The 17,384-nt window shown below is 61.0% G+C and carries 16 protein-coding genes; 10 read left to right on the forward strand and 6 right to left on the reverse strand.

Features of this window, described 5'->3' with window-relative positions; all coding sequences use genetic code 11:
- Positions 1-117: 117 nt before the first annotated feature.
- On the forward strand, positions 118-600 hold the full coding sequence (locus HYPDE_RS07265; protein WP_015597763.1) for a type II toxin-antitoxin system RatA family toxin: 483 nt from the start codon (positions 118-120) through the stop codon (positions 598-600).
- Here the strand turns inward: HYPDE_RS07265 and HYPDE_RS07270 are convergent.
- The 5 genes from HYPDE_RS07270 to HYPDE_RS07290 form a co-directional block, all read right to left on the reverse strand.
- A complete protein-coding gene (locus HYPDE_RS07270) occupies positions 597-1,445 on the reverse strand; it encodes a pentapeptide repeat-containing protein (RefSeq protein WP_015597764.1) in 849 nt (282 codons plus the stop codon). The two genes, HYPDE_RS07265 and HYPDE_RS07270, sit on opposite strands and share 4 nt — an antisense overlap.
- On the reverse strand, positions 1,445-1,933 hold the full coding sequence (locus HYPDE_RS07275; RefSeq protein ID WP_041320143.1) for a CinA family protein: 489 nt from the start codon (positions 1,931-1,933) through the stop codon (positions 1,445-1,447). Before HYPDE_RS07275 ends, HYPDE_RS07270 begins: the two co-directional genes overlap by 1 nt.
- Before the next feature lie 120 nt (positions 1,934-2,053).
- The gene (locus HYPDE_RS07280) at positions 2,054-2,530 is read right to left on the reverse strand and encodes a MarR family winged helix-turn-helix transcriptional regulator (protein WP_244437803.1); all 477 of its coding nucleotides are present in this window, start codon (positions 2,528-2,530) and stop codon (positions 2,054-2,056) included.
- A 177-nt stretch (positions 2,531-2,707) separates the two neighbouring features.
- Complete coding sequence (locus tag HYPDE_RS07285) at positions 2,708-3,322, reverse strand: cation transporter (RefSeq protein WP_015597767.1); 615 nt, start codon at positions 3,320-3,322, stop codon at positions 2,708-2,710.
- Complete coding sequence (locus tag HYPDE_RS07290) at positions 3,319-4,506, reverse strand: bifunctional 2-C-methyl-D-erythritol 4-phosphate cytidylyltransferase/2-C-methyl-D-erythritol 2,4-cyclodiphosphate synthase (protein ID WP_015597768.1); 1,188 nt, start codon at positions 4,504-4,506, stop codon at positions 3,319-3,321. The genes HYPDE_RS07285 and HYPDE_RS07290 overlap by 4 nt, the downstream gene beginning before the upstream one ends.
- Before the next feature lie 216 nt (positions 4,507-4,722).
- Between HYPDE_RS07290 and dusB the strand changes: the two genes are divergently transcribed.
- From dusB to HYPDE_RS07335, 9 genes are all read left to right on the forward strand, one after another.
- Positions 4,723-5,709 (forward strand): tRNA dihydrouridine synthase DusB, encoded by a 987-nt coding sequence (gene dusB, locus HYPDE_RS07295; RefSeq protein ID WP_015597769.1) that lies wholly within the window; start codon positions 4,723-4,725, stop codon positions 5,707-5,709.
- A complete protein-coding gene (locus HYPDE_RS07300; protein ID WP_015597770.1) occupies positions 5,706-6,863 on the forward strand; it encodes a two-component system sensor histidine kinase NtrB in 1,158 nt (385 codons plus the stop codon). Before dusB ends, HYPDE_RS07300 begins: the two co-directional genes overlap by 4 nt.
- A complete protein-coding gene (ntrC, locus tag HYPDE_RS07305) occupies positions 6,863-8,308 on the forward strand; it encodes a nitrogen regulation protein NR(I) (protein ID WP_015597771.1) in 1,446 nt (481 codons plus the stop codon). Before HYPDE_RS07300 ends, ntrC begins: the two co-directional genes overlap by 1 nt.
- Before the next feature lie 270 nt (positions 8,309-8,578).
- Positions 8,579-10,900: a sensor histidine kinase NtrY-like gene (locus HYPDE_RS07310; protein WP_144061221.1), complete on the forward strand. Its 2,322-nt coding sequence runs from the start codon at positions 8,579-8,581 to the stop codon at positions 10,898-10,900.
- 30 nt (positions 10,901-10,930) lie between these two features.
- Positions 10,931-12,331: a sigma-54-dependent transcriptional regulator gene (locus HYPDE_RS07315; protein ID WP_015597773.1), complete on the forward strand. Its 1,401-nt coding sequence runs from the start codon at positions 10,931-10,933 to the stop codon at positions 12,329-12,331.
- A gap of 11 nt (positions 12,332-12,342) precedes the next feature.
- Complete coding sequence (locus HYPDE_RS07320; RefSeq protein WP_015597774.1) at positions 12,343-13,206, forward strand: D-amino-acid transaminase; 864 nt, start codon at positions 12,343-12,345, stop codon at positions 13,204-13,206.
- A gap of 170 nt (positions 13,207-13,376) precedes the next feature.
- Positions 13,377-13,625 (forward strand): RNA chaperone Hfq, encoded by a 249-nt coding sequence (gene hfq, locus HYPDE_RS07325; RefSeq protein WP_015597775.1) that lies wholly within the window; start codon positions 13,377-13,379, stop codon positions 13,623-13,625.
- Between the two features lie 95 nt (positions 13,626-13,720).
- Positions 13,721-15,025 carry a GTPase HflX gene (gene hflX / locus HYPDE_RS07330; protein ID WP_041320991.1) on the forward strand — a complete coding sequence of 435 codons (1,305 nt, stop codon included), beginning with the start codon at positions 13,721-13,723 and terminating at the stop codon, positions 15,023-15,025.
- A 22-nt stretch (positions 15,026-15,047) separates the two neighbouring features.
- A complete protein-coding gene (locus HYPDE_RS07335; RefSeq protein ID WP_015597777.1) occupies positions 15,048-16,274 on the forward strand; it encodes an FAD-dependent oxidoreductase in 1,227 nt (408 codons plus the stop codon).
- Here HYPDE_RS07335 and mazG read toward each other — a convergent pair.
- The gene (gene mazG, locus HYPDE_RS07340) at positions 16,271-17,329 is read right to left on the reverse strand and encodes a nucleoside triphosphate pyrophosphohydrolase (protein ID WP_244437804.1); all 1,059 of its coding nucleotides are present in this window, start codon (positions 17,327-17,329) and stop codon (positions 16,271-16,273) included. The genes HYPDE_RS07335 and mazG overlap by 4 nt on opposite strands.
- Between the last annotated feature and the right edge of the window lie 55 nt (positions 17,330-17,384).

A 17,384-nucleotide genomic window follows, 5' to 3' on the forward strand; every position in this document is an offset into this window, starting at 1 on the left:
GCTCGGCCTCATCCACGCGGGTCACAATGTGCATTATGGCGACTGATCCCGTGACAGGCACGGGCTTGGGCTGTTGCGCCAAATCAGGCGGCCCCTAGAGCCGCCGATATTGCAACCATGCCATCATTCAAAACCACACGACACGTTCCCTTTTCGGCCAATCAGATGTTTGCGCTGGTCGCCGACGTCGAGCGCTACCCTGAGTTTCTGCCGCTTTGTACCGGTCTTTCGGTCCTGTCGCGGCGACCGCTTGGCGAGGGTGAGGAGCTCACAGCACGCATGAATGTCGGCTACAAGGCGATTGCCGAAAGTTTCACGACGCGTGTCGTCACGAAGCCGAGAGAGAAGCGGATCGACGTCAGCTATCTCAACGGACCGTTCAAGCGGCTCGTCAATCACTGGGCCTTCATCGACGACGCCGCGGGAACGGGATCGACGATCGATTTCTTCATCGACTACGAGTTCCATTCGATGCTGATGGGGGCGCTTGTCGGAGCCATGTTCGATCAAGCGTTTCGCCGGTTCGCTGTGGCCTTCGAGGAGCGAGCCGGGCACGTCTATGGAAAGCCGAAGCCTGGCGCAGAGAAAAATCAGTCCTAGCGAACAGTCTTCTCGAAGTTTCGTGCGAGCGCCAGGCCCTTCAATGTATCGAGACCCTTTGCGGCATGGAGTTTGGCCCCTTCGAGGTTTGCGCCGGTAACGTCGGCGTCGCTTAGATCGGCGTCGGTCAAGTCAGCGCCTGATAAATCTGCGCCGCTCAGGTTTGCCCCGGAGAGATCGGCTTCGCGCAGAATGGCATCACGCATCACCGCGTTTTTGAGCACCGCGAAGCTCAAGCGCGTTTGTGTCATGTCGGCTCGCGTCAATTGTGCGCCAGTCAGGTTGGCGCCCGAAAAATCCGTTCGCCAGATGTATTCAATAAAGCCCGTCTTGTTAATGGGAGCGCAAACGGAGTCGGTAAGATCGGCGCCTGCAAAATTCGATCCCGCGAAGACACCGAAGAATTTCGCGCCTCTGAGCGACGCGGATTTGAAGCTCATCGTCTCGCCAGGACTCGGCGTCAGCGTCGTCGTGGTCGACGGTCGCATCAGGCTTGCATGATCGAGATTTGCGCCGTCGAGGCGGGCTCCGATCAGCGTGACGCGGTCGAGCATTGCGCCCGAGAGATTCGTGCTGGAGAGATCGGCTCCGGAAAGGTCGGCTCCAAACAGATCCGATTTACTGAGATCGGCGCTTTTAAAATCGAGGCCCGCAAGATCAAGGCGTTTCAGGTTTTTGCTGCCGAGTGCCGGCCGGTTGCCGGGAGCCGCCTTGAAAAGAAGCGCCGCGACGTCGTGCGCTGTCAGCTCGGCCGCAACGCCAGGGCAAGCCCATAAAGCTGTTGCCACGAGCGCGGTAAGATAGCGGACATCCATCCTGAAGGTCCGCACGCGCGAGTGCGTCATTAGCCAACCCTTTCGAGTAGCACCAAGGCTTCGCGGACGGTCGCGAGGCGAACGCCCTCACGACCTATATCGCCGAATTCGAATCGCTGCACGTGGCTCGGCGCTTTTCGGAAAGCAATTCCGATGAAAACCAGGCCGACCGGCTTCTCTGGCGTTCCGCCCCCCGGACCGGCAATGCCGGTGACCGCCACTGCGACGTCGGCTGCGGCTGCTTTTAGGGCACCGTCAGCCATGGCGCGGCCAACCTCTGCACTGACGGCGCCGTACTCGCGTATCAAACCGGCATCGACACCGATCATCGCGGTTTTGGCGGAGTTGGCGTAGGTCACGAAACCCTGATCGAAAACGTAGGACGATCCGGCGACCGTCGTGATCGCGCCGGCTATGAGCCCGCCCGTGCAACTCTCTGCCGTGGTAATCTTGAGGTGCGCAGCGCGTAATTTGGCAACGACCCGCCCTGCGCTAACCAGAATGTCGGATGGGAACACGCACCCCTCACGATCGCCAGCAATAGGCCCGACCCAAACGAAATTCGGAGAGTGCTTCGGGCGAAGCACTCTCCGGTAAGGCTATCCAGAGAGAGGAGAATGTGCAAACGGCCTGGCTGATCAGGCCGCGGCTAGGACCTCGGCATGTGAAAGCAAGCTGTCGAGGACAGTCCGACTGTCGGAGCCCATGGCCCCGACCGTCCGCTTCTGTGCGTCCTGCCATATCGGATATGCATCCTTTAGAACGGCCTGACCTTTGGGCGTAAGGTGCAGACCGCGGCCACGCCGTCCGGCGGGCGGATCCATGATGATATGGCCAAGCGCCAGAAGGCGCTTGAGGTTGCGCGAAAGTGTCGATTTCTCGATATCGAGTTCGTGTCCGATCTCGACGGCAGTGATTCCGTCACGTGAGGCTAACTGGGCGAGCAAGGTGTATTGGCTCGCAGTGATGCCGAGTGGGCGCAAGGCATCATCGTAGACGCGCGTGACGATGCGCGAAAGCTGACGCACACGGGTCGCAAGGCACATCTCGGCGGTCGTCTCGGCGATGGTGCTGATCGCGGCATCGGCGGGTGGACGGTCAAGAGTGTGGGGCATGACGTTCATATCGGCTCCCGTATGTGAGCGCTTTCGTGTGGTTCGTGGCAATACAACCACATAGCCATTTGATGCCGCGATTCTGGCAGGCGGGTCAACGATCAAAGCCGTTGCAAATGCGCATTGGCGCTGTCGTCACATCATCAAGGTGTGACATGCAACCCTGTGTCCGGTTGTTCAGGATCTGGCGGCAAGGTGCTCGGCGCGGGCCGCTTCATAGACTTCGTGCGCTGCGCCGGCGTTGATGGCGGCGATCCCAAGTCCGACGATCAGGTCAGGCCACGTCGATGCGGTTGCCGCCGTCAGCAGTCCGGCGATGACGATGGCAACGTTGGCAATGACGTCGTTTCGCGCAGAGAGGAATGCGGCGCGTGTCAGGCTTCCGCCGGCCGTACGAAACGGCGCCAGGAGCCGCGCACAGATGAAATTGACGGCGAATGCACCTAGACCGGTTGCGGTCAGAGGAACCGGCTCGGGCACGGTGCCGTTCGAAAAATTCTGCCATGCCGTCCAGAGCGTCGCGAGCGCCGGAAAAAGAATGATCGCGGCGAGAAGCATTCCGAGTTTCGCGCGCCGCGCTGCGGAGAATCCGAGCCCCGCGAGGATCAATAGATTGACGGCGCCGTCCTCGAGAAAGTCCACGCTGTCGGCAAAGAGCGCAACCGACCCGATCGCCAGTGCGACGGCAAACTCGATTCCGAAGTAGGTGAGATTGAGCGCTGCGACGTTGCGGACCGTAAGCCGCAGAGCTCGGTTCTCGCTGATGTCCGGAAACTCGTCGTCGCCGCTCATACGCTGGCGCCACATGGGAGCAGGACACTTGCTGACGCCATCGCGGCAATGCCTTCGCGACGGCCGGTAAAGCCCATGCCTTCGGTCGTCGTCGCCTTGATGCCGATGCGATCCGCCGTCAGGCCAAGCACATCGCCGATCAGAGCTTGCATCGCGGGACGGTGCGGGCCGATGCGCGGTGCTTCGGCGAGAACGGTGATATCGACATTGACGATGCGCCCGCCGCGGTCCCTCACGCGCCGCGCGGCGTCTTCAAGAAATAGGCGCGAGGCGGCACCCTTCCACTTGGGATCCGATGGCGGGAAGTGCTGTCCGATGTCGCCGTCGCCGAGAGCGCCGAGCAGCGCATCGGTCAGCGCGTGGAGAATGACGTCGGCATCGGAATGCCCTTCGAGCTTGTGCGTATGCGGAATTTTCACACCGCCCAGCCAGACGTGGTCGCCGTCGGTAAAGCGGTGAACGTCGAACCCCGTTCCTGTGTGCGGTTCCCATGCGTTTTGCGAAGCCATCTGCCGGTTGGCCAATTCGAGATCCTCTGCGGTGGTGAGTTTGATGTTACCCGTCGTGTCTTCGACGATTGCTACGTCGGCGCCGCCCCATTCGGCAATGGCAGCGTCGTCGGTAAATTGGTCGAGACCTTGTTCTGCCGCTTTCCGATGCGCGTCGAGGATCGGTGCAAAGTGGAAGCCTTGCGGCGTCTGCGCACGCCAAAGTCCAGCGCGTGGAATGGTGTCTCTCACGATGCCGCTGTCCGACGCACGCTTCAGCGTGTCGGTAACCGGCAGCGCCGCAAGCGCTGTGGGCCCGTTCTTCAGTGCTTCGATGACTTTCGAGATCGTCGCTGCGGAAACGAACGGGCGCGCTGCATCGTGAATGAGCACGAGATCGGGAGATGACGCGGCGAGCGCCTGCAGACCGTTCAGCACGGACGCCTGCCGAGTCGCGCCGCCTATCGCAGGGGGCGAAAGCTTCGGCGTGTTTCCCGCTGCGGCTGCGTACAAGTCGCCGTCATCTTGGTGAATGACGACTTTAACCTCGTCGATCTCAGGATGGCCGACGAACGCTTCGATCGTATGAGCCAGCACCGGCCGGCCGCCGATCGGAGCGTATTGCTTCGGTCCGCTGCCGGAAGCCGCGGCGCGCGTTCCCCTGCCGGCCGCGACGATCAAAGCGGCAATGCGCATGTCGAATCTCCATCCGGAATTCAGTCCCCAGGCAAACCCGCTTTGCCGTCTGGATGAAGCTCAGTGCCCCGAGTTGGCGCAATCCGCAACGGCCGTCGCGCCTCCGGGTGCGACATTCGAGATCGGGGCTTGCGTATTTGGAAGCCGCATCCTAGTCTGCTTAAACTAACGGCATTATTGAGTACTGCTTAAATTATAGGCAAACCAGCAGCACACATGCTGAAAACCTTCATTAGCGGCACTCCGATGGTTGCGCTGGCGCCGATGTCCGGAGTTAGCGACCTGCCTTTCCGCCGCCTGGCGCATCGGCTGGGAGCGACGTTCGTCGTTTCGGAGATGATCGCCAGCGAGGAGCTAGTAAAGTCGCGGGCCGACGTGCTGCGCCGCGCCGAGGGTCGCGATCTGACGCCGTTTGTGATGCAACTTGCCGGGCGCGAAGAACGGTGGATGGCTGACGGCGCACGGATCGCCGAGGCCAAAGGCGCAGACATCATCGACATCAACATGGGATGTCCTGCGAAAGAGGTGACCGGCAAGCTTTCGGGCTCCGCGCTGATGCGCAATCTCGATCATGCCCAGGCGCTGATCCGAGCCGTAGTCCAAGCCGCCGGCATTCCAGTGACCCTCAAGATGCGGCTCGGCTGGGATGACAAGACGCGCAATGCCGCAGAGCTCGCGCGCCGGGCCGAAGCCGAAGGTGTCAAGCTCATCACGGTGCACGGCCGCACCCGATGCCAATTCTTCAAGGGCGCCGCCGACTGGGACGGCGTGCGGTCCGTCGTCGAAACGACGTCGCTTCCGGTCCTCGTCAACGGCGATATTAATTCTCCTGCCGATGCGCGCCAAGCACTCGACGCGTCCGGCGCGCAGGGCGTCATGGTCGGACGTGGGGCTTACGGCGCACCCTGGATGCCCGGCCGCATCGCGAAAGCGCTTTCGTGTGACCACGATCCCGGCGATCCGAGCCTTTCCGCGCAGCGCGATATCGCCCTCGAGCACGTGGATGCGATGCTGACGCACTATGGCCGCGAGCTTGGCCTCAAAAACGCCCGCAAGCATATCGGCTGGTACCTCGTATCGAGCCGCGCCGACGCAATGACCGTCAAAGCCTGGCGAGCACGGCTCTGCACGGCGCTCGATCCTCAGCACGTGCTCGCGGGTCTTTCAGCGTTCTATTCGGGTGTGGAGCCTTTGGCGGCATGAGCAGTAAAGCGACGGTGCGCAAATCGAAGATTGAAGCCGTTCCGCCCCGGACCGTCGATTGCGAGAGCCTGCTCAACGCGCTGCCCCATCCCGTCCTCGTCGTAGGCGAGGATGAATCCATCGTGTTCGCCAACGCGGCAGCCGAAGCCTTCTTCTCGATGAGCGCGTCGATGCTGATGCGGAGCCGCCTTTCGGACATCGTGGCCTTCGGTTGTCCGCTGATGGCGCTCGTCGAGCAAGTGCAGGCTACCGGAGCGACGATCAACGAGTACGGAATCGAGATTGCGACGCCGCGGTTCTCAGGTTCGAAACTCGTAGACCTTTACGGCGGACCGTTGCCGGAAGAACCGCGCAACATGTTTCTGATGCTGCAGCAGCGCTCGATGGCGCAGATGATCGAGCGGCAATTGACGCATCGCGCCGCGGCGCGCTCGGTTTCAGGCATGGCGGGCGTGCTCGCGCACGAGATCAAGAACCCGCTCTCCGGCATTCGCGGGGCAGCGCAACTTTTGGAGCCCGGCCTGTCAGATGAGGACCGCGCCCTGACACAACTCATTTGTTCGGAAACCGATCGCATACGGACGCTCGTCGATCGTATGGAGGTTTTCGGCGACGAGCGGCCCCTTGCCAAGGAAGCCGTCAATATTCACGACGTTCTCAATCACGTACGCCGGATTGCAGAGCACGGGTTCGGGCATGGCATCCGGTATGTCGAAGATTACGATCCGTCTTTGCCGCACGTTCTCGGCAATCGCGACAAGCTGGTCCAGGTTTTCCTCAATCTGCTGAAGAACGCCGCAGAAGCGATCGGCAACAATCATGAAACCGGACGCATCATTTTGCAGACGGCGTTCCGACCCGGAGTGAGGCTCTCGCTTCCCGGTACGGATACGCGCGTCAGCCTGCCGTTGATGATCCAGATCGAGGACAACGGCTGCGGCATCCCCGAGCATTTAAAGCCGCATCTCTTCGACCCGTTCGTAACGACGAAAACCACGGGCAGCGGCCTCGGCCTTGCGCTCGTCGCCAAGATCATCGCCGACCACGGCGGCATCATCGAATGCGACAGCGAACCCAGACGTACCATATTCCGCGTCCTGCTGCCGATGCAGCGATCCCGGATCAGCACGCTCCAAACGTCGAGAGAGGGTTGATGGCCAGAGGCACGGTTCTCATTGCCGATGACGACACCGCCATTCGGACGGTGCTCAATCAGGCGTTGGCGCGGGCGGGCTTTGCGCCGCGCGCCACCGGGAATGCAGCAACGCTATGGCGCTGGGTCAGCCAGGGAGAAGGCGACGTCGTCATCACCGACGTCGTCATGCCGGACGAGAACGCTTTTGATCTCATTCCACGCATCAAAAAGCTCAGGCCCGATCTGCCGATCATCGTCATGAGCGCGCAGAACACTCTGATGACGGCGTTGACCGCAACGGAAAAGGGCGCCTTCGAATACCTGCCGAAGCCCTTCGACCTGAGCGAGGTCGTCGCGGTCATTTCGCGGGCGCTTTCCGAACCCGGACGCAAACGCCAGACGCCGGCGGCTGAGCGGGATTCCGATGAACTGCCGTTGATCGGCCGCTCGCTGCCGATGCAAGACATCTATCGCGTACTCGCGCGCCTGACGCAGAGCGATTTGACCGTCATGATCAACGGCGAAAGCGGGACAGGCAAGGAACTCGTTGCGCGCGTCCTTCACGACTATGGCAAGCGCCGCCACGGACCGTTCGTTGCAATCAACATGGCAGCGATCCCGCGCGAATTGATCGAGAGCGAACTTTTCGGCCACGAGAAGGGCGCATTCACCGGCGCGCAGACGCGGACGCCGGGCCGCTTCGAGCAGGCCGAGGGCGGCACGCTGTTCCTTGACGAGATCGGCGATATGCCGCTCGAAGCTCAGACGCGCCTGCTGCGCGTCCTCCAGCAAGGCGAATACACGACCGTCGGCGGGCGCACGCCGATCAAGACCAACGTGCGCATTATCGCCGCCACCCACCGCGATCTCAAATCGCAAATCCAGCAGGGATTGTTCCGCGAAGACCTGTTCTATCGGCTTAACGTCGTGCCGATCCGCTTGCCGCCACTGCGCGAGCGCCTCGAAGACGTCGGCGATCTCGTCCGGCATTTTCTGAGGCAGGCAACGCGGGAAGGGCTCGGACAAAAATCAATCGAGAGCGCGGCAATCGAACGGCTGAAGGCCCATCCGTGGCCCGGCAATGTGCGCGAGCTCGAGAATGTTGTCCGGCGACTCGTCGCGCTTTATCCACAGGACACGCTGACGACCCAGATCGTGGAGCAGGAACTCGCAGGCTCGGCGATTTCGTCTCCGCCTGGAGGCAGCCTGGAGAACGGCGACCTCAGCGAGTCCGTCGAACGCTATCTGTCGCGCTATTTCTCGTCGTTCGGCAACGAGCTGCCGCCGCCAGGTCTCTACGATCGCATCATTCGCGACGTTGAAAAGCCGCTGCTGAGTGCAGCGCTCGCAGCGACGCGCGGCAACCAGATAAGGGCCGCCGAGCTTCTGGGGCTCAACCGGAATACGTTGCGCGCCCGTATCCGCGACCTCAACATCCGCGTGTTTCGCACCGTCGAAGGTTGAGCTATCGGTTGGGAGAGCAGCGACTTTTCCCAAAAAACGTGCACGAAACCCGCAGACTCGCGCTTGGCGCTTGAACTGCACCATCAATGTCGCGAAAATGTCACAGTTAGCCTGTTGGGTCACCTAAGTGTAGCGGATCGGCTGCACAGGATCGCACGTTGAACACGTTGTCGGTCTCACAGAATGATTTCGACGGCATTCGTTGCAGTCGGTTGGTGCCTTTCGCAGGGAAAGCGGTGTCGTTTCGATGGTCGGGCCGAGCACAAACTGATGAATGGCAGCAACAGCAAAACGAATACAATGCATGCCGATCAATCCCGGCAGTCGGCTGCCGCGCTGATGGAGGAAGGCGCGACATCGCTCAATCCGTCCGACCGGGCCTTCTGGTTCGGCTTGGGCGTGGTGCTGCTGTCGATGCTGTCGGCGCTCGCCAGCTACATGATCCTGACGGGCCTGACCGCAATCACGCCGCGCAACGAATACGTCTGGGCGGCACTCGCGGTGAACGTGCTGCTGATCCTGACGATGCTCACAATCGTCGGCTGGCAGGCACTCGGACTTCGCCGCGCCTGGATAGAGAGGATTCCGGGCGCCCGATTGCACACGCGTATCGTCGTTCTATTCAGTCTGATTGCAGCGCTGCCGGCAGGATTGCTCGCAATTGCTGCCACGACGACCTTCTCGCGGTCACTCGACGGTTGGTTTTCCGGACGCACGAGTGCGATCGTTGAAAATTCCTACGATGTCGCGAAAGCCTACGTCGACGAGCACAGCCAGATCATCCGGACAGACATCGTCAACATGGTCCGGGACATCAACGGCGAAGCCGCGACGCTCAGCGCCGATCCGGATGCGTTCCAGAAATTCCTCATCGGGCAGGCGGGCCTTCGCGATTTGACATCGGCCTACGTGGTCGACGGCGATGGCGTTCCGATTGTGCTCGCGCTCGACGATCCGAAATTGCCATATGTCGTTCCTTCGCTGGCGGACATCAAACAGGCCGAGGCCGGTCAGGTCGCATTGTCGAGGCCGTCGAGCGATTATCGGATCTCGGCAGTCGCCAAGATCGACAGCATGCCCGGCCGCTATCTTTATGTGGCACGCGGCGTCAGCCCGAAGGTGATCAACCACCTTCAGAGAACAGAGCAGAATGTCTACGAATACACGCGGCTGAGGAAAGCGAAGGGCGGTCTCAAGGTCGCGCACGGCCTCATCTATTTCATGATTTCGGTCACGTCGCTGCTGGCCGCCATCTGGGTCGGCATGTGGTTCGCAGGGCGTTTCGTGGCGCCGATCCGGAGATTGATCGCCGGCGCCCAGGAAGTTTCAAAGGGCAATCTCGAAATCGCATTGCCTGAAAAACGCGGCGAAGGCGATTTGCGGCGCCTGTCGCACACCTTCAACCTGATGACGCGTGAGCTGAAGCTGCAGCAGGACGCACTGCATCAGACGAACACGCAACTCACCGAACGGCGCAATTTCATCGAAGCGGTGCTGTCCGGCGTTTCGGCCGGCGTCATAGGCCTCGACAGCTCCGATCGCATCACGCTGCTCAGCCGTTCGGCGGAAAGGCTGCTCGGTCTCGCGGGAGCCGATGTCGTCGGCAAGCCCTTGGCTGACGTCGTTCCGGAATTTGCGTTGGTGCTTGGACCGTCTGACGAGACGGGATTCAAGAACAAGGGCCAGGGCGAAATCAAGAAACAGATCGGCGACGAAGAGCGGACGTTCGCCGTCAAGGTCACGCATGAACGCGCCGGCGAGGGCGATGTCGGCTCCGTCGTTACGTTTGATGACATCTCGGAACTCGTTCAAGCACAGCGCACAAGCGCCTGGGCGGACGTCGCGCGACGCATCGCGCACGAAATCAAAAATCCACTAACGCCAATACAACTTTCAGCCGAACGGCTGCGCCGGAAATTTGGCAAGCAGGTTTCCGAGGACCACGACCTGTTCGAAACGCTGACGCAAACGATCGAACGGCAAACCGGCCAGATCAAGAGCATGGTCGATGAGTTCGCCTCCTTCGCGCGCATGCCGCAACCTGTCATGGCCGATCAGGATTTGAGGCTTGCCGTGCAGGAGCCGGCGGTTCTCTTTCGCGAAGGCCACAAGGATGTCGATTTCAAGCTTTCAATTCCCGATGACCCGGTACGCGCGCGCTTCGATTTGAGACTTGTTTCGCAGGCCGTCACCAATCTGATCAAGAACGCGGCGGAAGCGATCGAATCCTATGGCGAGCCCCAAGGGCGCCCGGCCGGATACAAGGGCGAGATCGAAGTGAAGGTTAAGCCGGCCGCCGATCGCGTTGCAATCGAGGTCATCGACAACGGCATAGGCTTGCCGAAGCAGAACCGTGCCAAGCTTCTCGAGCCTTATGTTACGACGCGTGCCAAGGGCACGGGCCTCGGCCTCGCAATCGTGCAGAAGGTCGTCGAACAGCACGGCGGCACGCTGACTCTCGAGGATGCGCCCCACACGGCAACACGAACGCGCGGAGCGCTCATTCGCATGACATTGCCTATCAAGGAAATCGGAAACGACCTTTCCACTGAACAACTTCATAACGCCTCGCATGCCGCGAGCAGAGCATGATACAAAAGTCCAGTCCCCAGGAGCGCCACGATGTCCGCTGATATTTTGATCGTTGATGACGAAGCTGATATTCGGGATCTGATTGCCGGTATCTTGCAAGACGAAGGCCACCGGACGCGCCTCGCACGCGACAGCGATGAGGCGTTGCGCGCAATCGAGGATAGAAAACCGCACCTTGTCATTCTCGACATCTGGCTGCAGGGCAGCCGCCTCGACGGCCTCGAGGTGCTGACGATTATGAAGCGGACGTATCCCGATCTGCCGGTCGTCATCATTTCGGGCCACGGCAACATCGAGACGGCCGTCACTGCCATCAAGCGCGGCGCGTACGATTATATCGAGAAGCCATTCAAGGCCGACCGCCTGGTTCTAGTGACGTTGCGCGCGCTTGAGGCCTCGCAATTGAAGCGCGAGGTGCGGGAACTTAAGGAACGTTCGGTCGTCTCGGCCGAGATGATCGGCAAATCCCCCGCAATCAATCAGCTCAAGAACAACATCGACAAGGCCGGCCCGACCAACAGCCGCATCATGCTGCGCGGCGCTTCGGGTTCGGGCAAGGAGCTTGCCGCGCGGGTTCTGCACCAGAAGTCGCTACGCGCCGACGGTCCGTTCGTCGTGCTCAATGCGGCGGCAATGGTTCCCGACCGCGTCGAGGAGGAGTTGTTCGGAACCGAGGACCGCACCGGCGGTCCGCGCAAGGTCGGTGCATTGGAAGAAGCTCATACCGGCACGCTTTACATCGATGAAGTCGCCGACATGCCGATGGAGACGCAAGGAAAAGTCCTGCGTGTGCTCGTCGAGCAGAAATTTCTGCGCCTTGGCGGAAGCCAGAAGGTGTCGGTCGACGTCCGTATCATTTCATCGACATCGCGCGATCTCGATCAGGACATTCGCGAGGGGCGTTTCCGGGAAGACCTCTATCACCGTCTCAACGTCGTGACGCTGCGCGTGCCGAGCCTTGCGGAGCGACGCGAGGACATTCCCGATCTCATTCAGTATTTCGTCGGGCAAGTCGCCCAGACATCCGGCCTGGCGCCGCGACGGATCGGCGAGGATGCCATCGCCGTGCTGCAGGCTCACGATTGGCCGGGCAACGTGCGCGAGCTTCGCAACAACGTCGAACGCTTGTTGATCCTCGCAGGCGGCGATCCGAACGCAGCGATCACGGCCGACATGCTTCCCGACGAAATCGGCTCGAACGTGCCGCTGCCGGTCAACGGCGGAGCCGAACATCTGATGTCGCTGCCACTGCGCGAAGCGCGCGAAATCTTCGAGCGGGAGTATCTGCTGGCGCAGATCAATCGCTTCGGCGGCAACATCTCGCGAACGGCCGAATTCGTCGGCATGGAGCGTTCGGCCCTGCACCGGAAGCTTCGGGCGCTGGGCGTTTCGTCCGAGCAGCGGGCAGGCGATCTGCGGTCCGTTTCCTGAGGGCAGGCCGCGTGACCCGCATCGTTTATGTCAATGGCGCCTACAAGCGCTACGCTGAAGCTGCGATCCACGCCGAGGATCGCGGCTTTCAATTTGCCGATGCCGTCTACGAAGTCATCGAGGTGCTCGACGGCCGACTGGTTGACGCAACTCGCCATCTGGCACGGCTGGCGCGTTCGCTCGGCGAGCTGGCGATCGCGCGGCCGATGTCCGATCGGGCCTTGCTGAACATCATAGGCGAGGTTTTGCACCGAAACCGCGTCCGTAACGGCATCGTCTATATCCAGGTGACGCGCGGCGCAGGCCCGAGAAATTTCTCTTTCCCGGGACCAGAAATTTTCCCGACACTCATAGTTCTCGCGCGCGCGCAGAGGCGAGGATGGGCGGACGAACTCGCCGAGCAAGGCATCACCATCAAGACGATGCCTGACAATCGCTGGGGCCGCTCGGATATCAAAACGGTGATGCTGTTGCCGGCTGTGCTCGCAAAGGACGCGGCGCGCCGCGACGGTGCCAATGAGGCGTGGTTCGTCGACTCCTCCGGCGCTATCACGGAGGGCGCATCCAGTAATGCCTGGATCGTGACGGGTGAGGGTGTGCTTGTTACGCGCCAACTCGATACCCGCATCCTTCCGGGCATCACGCGCGCCACTGTTAACGACATCGCCGCGTCTGAACGGTTGAAAGTTGAAGAACGCGCGTTCACACTCTCGGAAGCGTTGAAAGCGCGCGAGGCTTTTGTGACATCAGCGACAAACACGGTCATGCCGGTTGTCGCCATCGACGGCAAGGCGATCGGGGAAGGGCGTCCGGGTCCGGTCGCGCGGCGCCTCCGGTCGCGTTTCCATCAACTGGCCGAAATTTCAATCGTGTAGTGCGAATGTTGCCGCATTGTGCGAAGCAATAACCCCTGTAAAGTACCTCCGCTTCGATTGTCATCCCCCCGATGCCCGTCGAAACCGCCGCTTGGACGCTTCGTCGATTTTTTCTAAGCACGACGGCGCCCGGCGCTTTCCAAAAGACGTCGAGAAGAACGGACAAAAACATGGCGGCTGAAAAAACTCAAAATCTGCAAGACACCTTTCTTAATTACGTTCGCAAAAATAAAACCCCGCTGACGATCTTTCTCATCAACGGCGTCAAGCTGCAGGGCATCGTGAGCTGGTTTGATAATTTCTGCGTGCTGCTCCGGCGCGATGGACATTCTCAACTCGTCTACAAGCACGCCATTTCGACCATCATGCCGGGAGGCCCGGTCAACCTCAACGATCAGGACGGCGAAGGCGCCGGTTGACACCGCATTCTGAAAATGACGACGGCGAGCGGGCTTCGGGCCGGAAACGCCGACGTGCGAGCAAAGAGACGCGTCAGCCGAGAACGCGTACGCTCGTGCTCGTACCGGCTTTGAAGCGCCCGGCGCGCTCAGGCGAGGCCGCAAAAGGGACGCGCGAAATCCACACGCCGGAAAATCGACTGTCCGAAGCCGTCGGTCTCGCCAACGCCATCGAACTCGACATCATCGATTCTGCAATCGTGCCGATGTCGGAGCCGCGGCCGTCGACCCTACTAGGATCGGGCAAGGTCGATGAACTCGGCCAACGTGTACGCGATCTTGATATCGGCCTGGTCGTCGTCGATCACGCTTTGACGCCGGTGCAGCAGCGCAATCTTGAAAAGGCGTGGAACACGAAGGTGGTGGATCGCACCGGGCTCATTCTCGAGATCTTCGGCGCCCGGGCGCGAACGCGGGAAGGCGTGCTGCAGGTCGAACTCGCGCATCTTTCTTATCAGAAGGGGCGGTTGGTCCGCGCCTGGACCCACTTGGAACGCCAGCGCGGCGGCGGCGGCTTTCTCGGCGGCCCGGGCGAAGCGCAGATCGAACTCGACCGGCGCATGCTTCAGGATCGCATCGACGCCATCAAGCGCGATCTGGCGGATGTTGTCAGGACGCGCGATCTGCATCGCAAAGGACGGCGCAAGGTGCCGTATCCGATCGTGGCCGTCGTCGGCTACACGAACGCCGGGAAATCGACGCTGTTCAACAAGATCACCGGCGCCGGCGTCGTCGCGATGGATCAGGTGTTCGCAACGCTCGATCCGACGATGCGGGAAGTAAAGCTTCCGAGCGCCCGGCGCATCATTCTTTCCGATACGGTTGGGTTCATCTCGGACCTGCCGACGATGCTCGTCGCCGCGTTCCGCGCCACACTTGAAGAGGTTGTCGAAGCCGATCTCATTCTGCATGTGCGCGACATTGCGCATGAGGAGACCGAAGCGCAGGCACGCGACGTCGAAAAGGTCTTGGGCGAACTTGGAATCGATACGATCCAGGCCGACGGGCACATTCTGGAAGTCTGGAACAAGATCGACCTTGTTTCGCACGACAGGCGTGGGGAGCTTCAACACGAAGCCCTGCGTAACGAGTGTCCGCCCGTGCTGGTTTCGGCCGCGACGGGGGAGGGGATCGTACCACTGCTCGACGCGATCGACAGGCGGCTCAGCGTCGCCGACGAAATTCTCGATGTCATTATTCCAGGAAGCCAGGGGGCACTCCTCAATTGGCTGCACGAGACATGTGACGTGCTGGCGCGAGAAGCCCGTAAGGACGGCAGCATCGAATTGCGTTTGCGAATTCCCAGCGAAAAGAAAGAGCGTGTCGTCGGGCAACTGCGCAAAGCGGGTTTGAAGGTCTGACGCGAACGGCTAGACTGGCGCCATGGATCAGCGCGTCACCTGCTGCATTGCCGGAGGCGGACCGGCCGGAATGATGCTCGGCGTCCTGTTGGCGCGCGTCGGCGTCGATGTCCTCGTTCTCGAAAAGCACAAGGATTTTCTTCGCGATTTTCGCGGCGACACGATCCATCCTTCGACGTTACGGATGATGGAGGAGTTGGGCTGGCTTCCAGACTTCCTGAAGTTGCCGCATCAGGAAGTGAAACGACTTTCCGGACAATTCGGCACCGCGCGCATCGAATTGGCGGATTTTTCGCACCTGCCGATTTCGACGAAGTTCATCGCGCTGATGCCGCAATGGGATTTCCTCGATTTTCTGGCTGAGAAAGGTCGCGCCTATCCGAAGTTTTCGCTCAGGATGAACGCCGAGGCGACGGATCTCATCTACGACGGCAACCGCGTATCGGGCGTCAAAGTTACGACACCCGAGGGGCCGCTGACTGTTGCGGCCGAACTTGTCGTTGCGTCCGACGGACGGTCGTCCACACTGCGCAAGGCTGCAGGATTTGTCAGCGAGAATTTCGGTGCGCCGATGGACGTCATGTGGTTCCGGCTACCAAGGCTTCCGACCGATACGGAAGAAACGCAGGCCCGTTTCGATGTCGGGCATATCTTCATCATGCTTCAGCGCGGCGACTATTGGCAGTGCGCCTACGTCATCCCGAAAGGCGGCGATGCGAAGGTGCGCGCGGCCGGACTCGATGCTTTCCGCAAATCGGTCGGGGTGCTTCTGCCGTTCGATGCAGCTCGCGCCGACGCCATTTCGGATTGGGATCAAGTGAGGCTATTGACGGTCGTGGTTGACCGTTTGAACGAATGGGCGCGTCCTGGGCTGCTTTGCATCGGCGATGCGGCGCATGCCATGAGTCCGGTCGGTGGCGTGGGCATCAATCTCGCAGTTCAGGATGCGGTGGCGACCGCCAACGTTCTCTGGCAGCCGTTGAAGGAGAAACGTTTGACCTTTGACGATCTGAGGAAAGTTCAAGCGCGACGCGATTTTCCAACGCGCGCGACCCAGCGCCTGCAGCTTACCGTTCAGAACCTCATCATCGCCAAGACGCTTGCGAATACGCGCGAGCTGAAGCCGCCGTTGATCTTTCGCCTGTTCAATAGTCTGCCGTTCCTATCGCGCATTCCGGCGCGGCTGATCGGTTTAGGCTTCCGGCCCGAACATGTCTCGGACGCGATCAGGGCAGGGATGGGCGTTTAGGCTTCGCGGGCGCCGCGCTTTTTATCTCTTGCTTTCGCTTCATCCCACAGTGCGTCCATTTCCTCGAGCGTCGATTGGGATGGAGTTTTGCCGCGCTCTGCCAGGCGCACTTCGATATGAGCAAAGCGTCGCACGAATTTCTGGTTCGCCGCGCGGAGCGCGGCTTCCGCATCGAGTTTTAGATGCCGCGCGATGTTCGCCATCACGAACAGCATATCTCCGAACTCTTCTTTAATGGCGCCTTCCGACTCGCGTTCCGCGAGCCGGCCGGAAGGCGCCGCGTCCGGCGGCCGGCTCCTCGGAGGGGAGTCGCCGGACGCCAATAAAGACTCTCCGCGCGGATCGGCGGGGCGGGCGACTTCCTCGAATTCGGCGATCTCTTCTTTCAGCTTGTCGAAGACGGGCGCGAGGTTCGGCCAATCGAAGCCGACCTTTGCGGCTTTGTCTTGCAACTTGACGGCACGCGTCAGGGCCGGAAGACCGACAGGAACGTCGGAGAGGGTTGGAGACGTAGCAGCGCCCTCGCTCACTTCCCCTCTCCCTTGCGGAGAGGGGTTAGGGGCGGGGGTACCGTCCGGCACTGCGTCACCCCGCCGGCCCCTCCCCGTCGAGGTGAGGAGTGAATTGCTTTGCGCAAGCTGCACACGCTCGGCTGCTTTTTCGGCGCGTTCCTCCGCCTTGATCCTATCCCACGCGGCTTTGATCGATGCAGGGTCGCGCGCGGCTCCGTCTCCGAAGACGTGCGGATGCCTGCGGATCATCTTGCGCGTAATCGCTTCAACCACGTCACCGAACGCGAATGCGCCTTGCTCCTCTGCGAGCCGCGCGTGGTAGACGACCTGAAGCAGCAGATCGCCAAGCTCGTCCTTGAGATCGGGCAGGTCGCGGCGCGCGATCGCATCGGCAACTTCGTAGGCTTCCTCGATGGTGTAGGGCGCGATCGTTTCAAAATTCTGCTCCAGGTCCCATGGGCAACCGGTGCCAGGCGTTCTGAGCGCCGCCATGATCTCAATGAGCCTTGCGATGTCGCGCGAGGGTGTAATGGCGTCCGTCATGTCCATCCTCATGATTACGCGGCGGAGACTAGAGGATGGGAGCCCAGCGGGCGAG

It is taken from the genome of Hyphomicrobium denitrificans 1NES1 (genome assembly GCF_000230975.2).
Lineage (GTDB): Bacteria > Pseudomonadota > Alphaproteobacteria > Rhizobiales > Hyphomicrobiaceae > Hyphomicrobium_B > Hyphomicrobium_B denitrificans_A.

Excerpts from the sequence above, each read along its gene's own strand:
- HYPDE_RS07285 (WP_015597767.1), bottom strand. The coding sequence starts at position 3,322 with ATGAGCGGCGACGACGAGTTTCCGGACATCAGCGAGAACCGAGCTCTG.
- mazG (WP_244437804.1), bottom strand. The coding sequence starts at position 17,329 with ATGACGGACGCCATTACACCCTCGCGCGACATCGCAAGGCTCATTGAG.
- HYPDE_RS07265 (WP_015597763.1), top strand. The coding sequence starts at position 118 with ATGCCATCATTCAAAACCACACGACACGTTCCCTTTTCGGCCAATCAG.
- HYPDE_RS07310 (WP_144061221.1), top strand. The coding sequence starts at position 8,579 with ATGAATGGCAGCAACAGCAAAACGAATACAATGCATGCCGATCAATCC.
- HYPDE_RS07300 (WP_015597770.1), top strand. The coding sequence starts at position 5,706 with ATGAGCAGTAAAGCGACGGTGCGCAAATCGAAGATTGAAGCCGTTCCG.
- dusB (WP_015597769.1), top strand. The coding sequence starts at position 4,723 with ATGCTGAAAACCTTCATTAGCGGCACTCCGATGGTTGCGCTGGCGCCG.
- HYPDE_RS07335 (WP_015597777.1), top strand. The coding sequence starts at position 15,048 with ATGGATCAGCGCGTCACCTGCTGCATTGCCGGAGGCGGACCGGCCGGA.
- HYPDE_RS07290 (WP_015597768.1), bottom strand. The coding sequence starts at position 4,506 with ATGCGCATTGCCGCTTTGATCGTCGCGGCCGGCAGGGGAACGCGCGCC.
- HYPDE_RS07270 (WP_015597764.1), bottom strand. The coding sequence starts at position 1,445 with ATGACGCACTCGCGCGTGCGGACCTTCAGGATGGATGTCCGCTATCTT.
- HYPDE_RS07280 (WP_244437803.1), bottom strand. The coding sequence starts at position 2,530 with ATGCCCCACACTCTTGACCGTCCACCCGCCGATGCCGCGATCAGCACC.
- ntrC (WP_015597771.1), top strand. The coding sequence starts at position 6,863 with ATGGCCAGAGGCACGGTTCTCATTGCCGATGACGACACCGCCATTCGG.
- HYPDE_RS07315 (WP_015597773.1), top strand. The coding sequence starts at position 10,931 with ATGTCCGCTGATATTTTGATCGTTGATGACGAAGCTGATATTCGGGAT.
- hfq (WP_015597775.1), top strand. The coding sequence starts at position 13,377 with ATGGCGGCTGAAAAAACTCAAAATCTGCAAGACACCTTTCTTAATTAC.